This window comes from Streptomyces sp. OfavH-34-F (assembly GCF_022347745.1).
Classification (GTDB): Bacteria; Actinomycetota; Actinomycetes; order Streptomycetales; family Streptomycetaceae; genus Streptomyces.
The window spans coordinates 1-4,872 of the sequence record NZ_JAKRGC010000400.1; the positions used below are offsets into that span (position 1 = coordinate 1).

4 protein-coding genes and 2 pseudogenes are annotated in these 4,872 nt (G+C 71.9%); 4 read left to right on the forward strand and 2 right to left on the reverse strand.

Features of this window, described 5'->3' with window-relative positions; all coding sequences use genetic code 11:
- Positions 1 to 131: 131 nt before the first annotated feature.
- Positions 132 to 347, reverse strand: a pseudogene (locus MHW47_RS31925) (hypothetical protein); the annotation flags it as partial.
- Positions 348 to 677: 330 nt separating this feature from the next.
- On the opposite strand from MHW47_RS31925, the gene purN reads away from it, so the two are divergent.
- Together purN and purH are read left to right on the forward strand one after the other, a co-directional pair.
- Positions 678 to 1,334: a phosphoribosylglycinamide formyltransferase gene (gene purN / locus MHW47_RS31930; protein ID WP_239227349.1), complete on the forward strand. Its 657-nt coding sequence runs from the start codon at positions 678 to 680 to the stop codon at positions 1,332 to 1,334.
- On the forward strand, positions 1,321 to 2,874 hold the full coding sequence (gene purH, locus MHW47_RS31935; RefSeq protein WP_239227350.1) for a bifunctional phosphoribosylaminoimidazolecarboxamide formyltransferase/IMP cyclohydrolase: 1,554 nt from the start codon (positions 1,321 to 1,323) through the stop codon (positions 2,872 to 2,874). Before purN ends, purH begins: the two co-directional genes overlap by 14 nt.
- A gap of 115 nt (positions 2,875 to 2,989) precedes the next feature.
- Here the strand turns inward: purH and MHW47_RS31940 are convergent, their stop codons facing one another.
- Complete coding sequence (locus tag MHW47_RS31940; RefSeq protein WP_239227351.1) at positions 2,990 to 3,550, reverse strand: RDD family protein; 561 nt, start codon at positions 3,548 to 3,550, stop codon at positions 2,990 to 2,992.
- A gap of 230 nt (positions 3,551 to 3,780) precedes the next feature.
- On the opposite strand from MHW47_RS31940, the gene MHW47_RS31945 reads away from it, so the two are divergent.
- Both MHW47_RS31945 and MHW47_RS31950 read left to right on the forward strand, forming a co-directional pair.
- Positions 3,781 to 4,650 carry a bifunctional methylenetetrahydrofolate dehydrogenase/methenyltetrahydrofolate cyclohydrolase gene (locus MHW47_RS31945; RefSeq protein WP_239227352.1) on the forward strand — a complete coding sequence of 290 codons (870 nt, stop codon included), beginning with the start codon at positions 3,781 to 3,783 and terminating at the stop codon, positions 4,648 to 4,650.
- A gap of 20 nt (positions 4,651 to 4,670) precedes the next feature.
- Positions 4,671 to 4,872 (forward strand): annotated as a pseudogene (locus MHW47_RS31950) (hypothetical protein); the annotation flags it as partial.

The following is a 4,872-nucleotide window of genomic DNA, read 5'->3' on the forward strand; positions in this document are numbered from 1 at the left end:
GTACTCACCCTCGCGGGCTTTCCTCCGGGCGCTTCCCTTCGGTCTTGCGTTTCCGACTCTATCAGACTCTTTCGTGTCCGATTCCCGGTCGAAGCGGGTCAAACGTTTTTCGCTTTCCAGGTCTTCGTGTCGCCCCCGGAACCGCCGCCGGACGGGTGACGCGGCTGCCAGGGCTGGTCGGGCCGGCCCTCGGGCGGCGGCGCGAAGGGGTTGTCGTCGCCCTGCGGCCCGCCGGAGGAGTCGGAGGAGCCGGAGGAGGAAGACGAGGAGGAGCGCTCGCGCATCAGCAGGCTGGCCCGCTCGGGCAGCGGCTGGCGGAAGGCGGTGCGGCGGCGTCGGTCCGGCATGTGGTGAACGTCTTCCCCATCTCGTCGTTTCCGCCCGGCGGACGGTTCGCTGCCCCTGACGCTACCTTCCGGCGCTCAGGCGCCGAAAGCGGGGAGCGCGGGGGCGGGCGCCCGTGTACGCGGCGCCGGGCGGGCGGGCTCGCTCCCCCTGTCGGACGAGGCGGCGGCGAGGTGCCGGTATCGTTGCTGACGGTCGGCCCGTTCGTAGAGTTCCCCGTATCGGGGAGCATGCCTCTTTCGTACGACCGTACAAATCGCATGTCGTCGCCCCGGTGCCGTGGTGGCGGGCCGGCCGATTCGAACCGCTCGCACGCGAGAAAGGGCCCAGCCGTGGCCTCCCCGCTTCCCTCCGCCGCCCCGGCCCGTGTGGTCGTCCTGGTCTCCGGTTCCGGAACGAACCTCCAGGCCCTGCTCGACGCGATCGGCGACGACCCCGAGGGCTTCGGCGCCCGGATCGTCGCCGTCGGCGCCGACCGCGACGGCATCGCCGGACTGGACCGGGCCGAGCGCGCCGGGCTCCCCACCTTCACCTGCCGCGTCAAGGACCACGCCACCCGCGCGGAGTGGGACGCGGCGCTGGCCGGGGCCGTCGCCGCCCACCGGCCGGACCTCGTCGTGTCCGCCGGGTTCATGAAGATCGTGGGCAAGGAGTTCCTCGCCCGGTTCGGCGGCCGGTTCATCAACACCCACCCCGCCCTGCTCCCCAGCTTTCCCGGCGCCCACGGCGTGCGTGACGCGCTCGCGTACGGCGTGAAGGTGACCGGGTGCACCGTCCACTTCGTCGACGACGGCGTCGACACCGGTCCGATCATCGCGCAGGGCGTGGTCGAGGTGACCGAAGAGGACACCCCGGAGGGCGAAGCGGCCCTCCACGAACGCATCAAGGAAGTCGAGCGCAAGCTGCTCGTCGAGGCCGTGGGGCGGCTCGCCCGCGACGGCTATCGCATTGAGGGACGAAAGGTTCATCTCGGTCATGTCGGTGAATAAGCCCATCCGTCGCGCCCTGGTCAGCGTCTACGACAAGACGGGGCTGGAAGACCTCGCCCGCGGTCTGCACGAGGCGGGGGTCGAGCTGGTCTCCACCGGCTCCACCGCCGGCCGGATCGCCGCCGCCGGCGTCCCGGTCACCAAGGTCGAGGAGCTGACCGGCTTCCCCGAGTGCCTCGACGGCCGCGTCAAGACGCTGCACCCCCGCGTCCACGCCGGCATCCTCGCCGACCTGCGCCTGGACGCCCACCGCGAGCAGCTGGCCGAGCTGGGCGTCGAGCCGTTCGACCTCGTGGTCGTCAACCTGTACCCGTTCAAGGAGACCGTCGCCTCCGGCGCCACCCCGGACGAGTGCGTCGAGCAGATCGACATCGGCGGCCCGTCGATGGTCCGCGCCGCCGCCAAGAACCACCCGTCCGTGGCCGTCGTCACCAGCCCGGAGCGGTACGCCGACGTGCTCGCCGCCGTCGAGGCGGGCGGCTTCGACCTGACCGCCCGCAAGCGGCTCGCCGCCGAGGCGTTCCAGCACACCGCCGCCTACGACGTCGCCGTCGCCGGCTGGTTCGCCGCCGACTACGCCGCCGCCGACGACTCCGGCTTCCCGGACTTCTTCGGGACGACGTACGCGCGCGAGAACGTCCTGCGCTACGGCGAGAACCCGCACCAGCCCGCCGCGCTCTACACCTCCGGCACCGGCGGCCTGGCCGGCGCCGAGCAGCTGCACGGCAAGGCCATGTCGTACAACAACTACACGGACACCGACGCCGCCCGGCGCGCCGCGTACGACCACGACGAGCCCTGCGTCGCGATCATCAAGCACGCCAACCCGTGCGGCATCGCCATCGCCGGCGACGTCGCCGAGGCCCACCGCAAGGCCCACGCCTGCGACCCGCTCTCCGCGTTCGGCGGCGTCATCGCCGTCAACCGTCCGGTGACCGTCGAGATGGCCGAGCAGGTCGCGGAGATCTTCACCGAGGTCATCGTCGCCCCGGCGTACGAGGACGGTGCCGTCGAGGTGCTGGCCCGCAAGAAGAACATCCGGGTGCTGCGCTGCCCCGAGGCCCCGTCCGCCGAGGTCGAGGTCAAGCCGATCGACGGCGGCGCGCTGCTCCAGGTCGCCGACCGGCTCCAGGCCGAGGGCGACGACCCGGCCAACTGGACGCTCGCCACGGGCGAGGCACTCTCCGCCGACGAGCTGCGCGAGCTGGCCTTCGCCTGGAAGGCGTGCCGCGCGGTCAAGTCCAACGCCATCCTGCTCGCCAAGGACGGCGCCTCGGTCGGCGTCGGCATGGGCCAGGTCAACCGCGTGGACTCCGCAAAGCTCGCCGTCGAGCGCGCGGGCGAGGAGCGGGCGGCCGGTTCGTACGCGGCGTCCGACGCCTTCTTCCCCTTCCCGGACGGGCTGGAGATCCTGACCGCCGCCGGAGTCAGGGCCGTGGCCCAGCCGGGCGGTTCGGTCCGCGACGAGCTGGTCGTCGAGGCCGCGAAGAAGGCCGGCGTGACGATGTACTTCACCGGCACCCGGCACTTCTTCCACTGAGCACTGAGCCCCACGGGCCGGGGTCCGCTGAAGACCCCGGCCCCCGCACGGCCGAGGGCCGTAACCCCACGCGGTCCGCGTGCGGTTACGGCCCTCGGGTCCGTATGAGGGGCGGTCAGCCGACGCGCACCACGACGGTGGAGCAGACCTTGTCCGCGAACGTCTGGTTCTTGGAGTCCCACAGCGGCCACAGCCAGCCGAGGTAGCAGGCGATGCTGTCCAGGAAGTGCGCGATCTGGCGGACGAAGGCCATGCCGAAGCCGAGCGGACGGCCGTCCTGCTCGCGCAGCAGGCTGATGCCGAGGGCCTTCTTGCCGATCCACTGACCGGTCGTGCCCTCCTTGTACAGCTTGAAGAGCATGCCGCCGATGAACACGACGATGCCGAGGCCCATGATCGCGGCGCCCGCGCCGCCGCCCACGCCGCCGCCTATGCCCAGCAGGACGCCGTACGGGATACCGAGCACGATGATGTCGACCAGGTACGCGCCGACGCGGCGGCCCCAGCTCGCCAGCGGCGGACGGGCGCCGTAACCGGCCTGGCCGTAGTCGCCACCGGAGACCGGCGGCGCCTGCGGGTAGCCGTAGCCCTGCTGCGGCACGCCCTGCGGGGCCTGCGGGTAGCCGGGCTGCTGCTGCCCGTAGGGGTTGTTCGGGTTCGGGTCGCCGAAGCTCATGTGGGCGTTCCTCCAACAGACGTACTGGGGACGGGTGCGGCCGCGCGGAGGAAAGAAAACGTTCAGCGGTCCAGCCCCCCGGTGTACTGCTGCGGCACAGCGGCCTTCATCGTTATAAGCAGCCAGTAAGTTTGTCCAGTCACGACCGGAGAAGTTGTCCAAGTGCAACCTTGCGTCCACGCCTGGTACCTGATTGGTCCGAGGGCGGGGTCATCCGCGAGTATGGAGTCATGACTGCCCAGATTCTCGATGGCAAGGCGACCGCAGCCGCGATCAAGTCCGATCTGACCGCCCGCGTGGCGGCCCTCAAGGCCCGGGGCGTCACGCCCGGCCTCGGCACCCTGCTGGTCGGGGACGATCCGGGCAGCCGCTGGTACGTGAACGGCAAGCACAAGGACTGCGCCCAGGTCGGCATCGGCTCCATCCAGCGCGAACTGCCCGAAACCGCCACGCAGGAGGACATCGAGCAGGTCGTCCGCGAGCTGAACGAGGACCCCGCCTGCACCGGTTACATCGTGCAGCTCCCCCTCCCCAAGGGCATCGACACCAACCGCGTCCTGGAACTGATGGACCCGGCCAAGGACGCGGACGGGCTCCACCCCATGAACCTCGGCCGCCTCGTGCTCAACGAGACCGGCCCGCTGCCCTGCACCCCGCAGGGCGTCGTCCAGCTCCTGCGCCACCACGGCGTCGAGATCAACGGGGCGCACGTCGTGGTCGTCGGACGCGGCGTCACCATCGGCCGGTCCATCCCGCTGCTGCTCACCCGCAAGTCGGAGAACGCCACGGTGACCCAGTGCCACACCGGCACCCGGGACCTGGCCGCCCACCTGAAGCAGGCCGACATCATCGTCGCCGCCGCGGGCGTGCCCCACATCATCAAGCCGGAACACGTGAAGCCCGGCGCCGCCGTGCTCGACGTGGGCGTCAGCCGCGACGAGAACGGCAAGATCGTCGGCGACGTCCACCCGGGCGTGGCCGAGGTCGCGGCCTGGATCTCGCCGAACCCCGGCGGGGTCGGCCCGATGACCCGTGCCCAGCTCCTCGTCAACGTGGTCGAGGCCGCCGAGCGCGACGCCGACGCCGTCTCCGCCGGCTGACCGGGCCCGGGAGGAACCTCATGGGTGCGACGAGCCCGGCCGACGGTTCCGGTTCCACCGAGGAGGCCGTGAACTCCGCCGTGGCCTCCGCCGAGACCCCGGAGGCGACCGCCGCCCCGGACGCCCCGGACACCCCGGAGGCGGCCCCGGCCGCCCCCGGGGCACGCCGCGGGCGGCGGTTCTCACTGACCCGCGACACCGCGCGGCCCGAGGGCGGCGGCC

Coding starts and splice junctions, on each gene's coding strand:
- purH (WP_239227350.1), top strand. CDS start 1,321: ATGTCGGTGAATAAGCCCATCCGTCGCGCCCTGGTCAGCGTCTACGAC.
- MHW47_RS31940 (WP_239227351.1), bottom strand. CDS start 3,550: ATGAGCTTCGGCGACCCGAACCCGAACAACCCCTACGGGCAGCAGCAG.
- MHW47_RS31945 (WP_239227352.1), top strand. CDS start 3,781: ATGACTGCCCAGATTCTCGATGGCAAGGCGACCGCAGCCGCGATCAAG.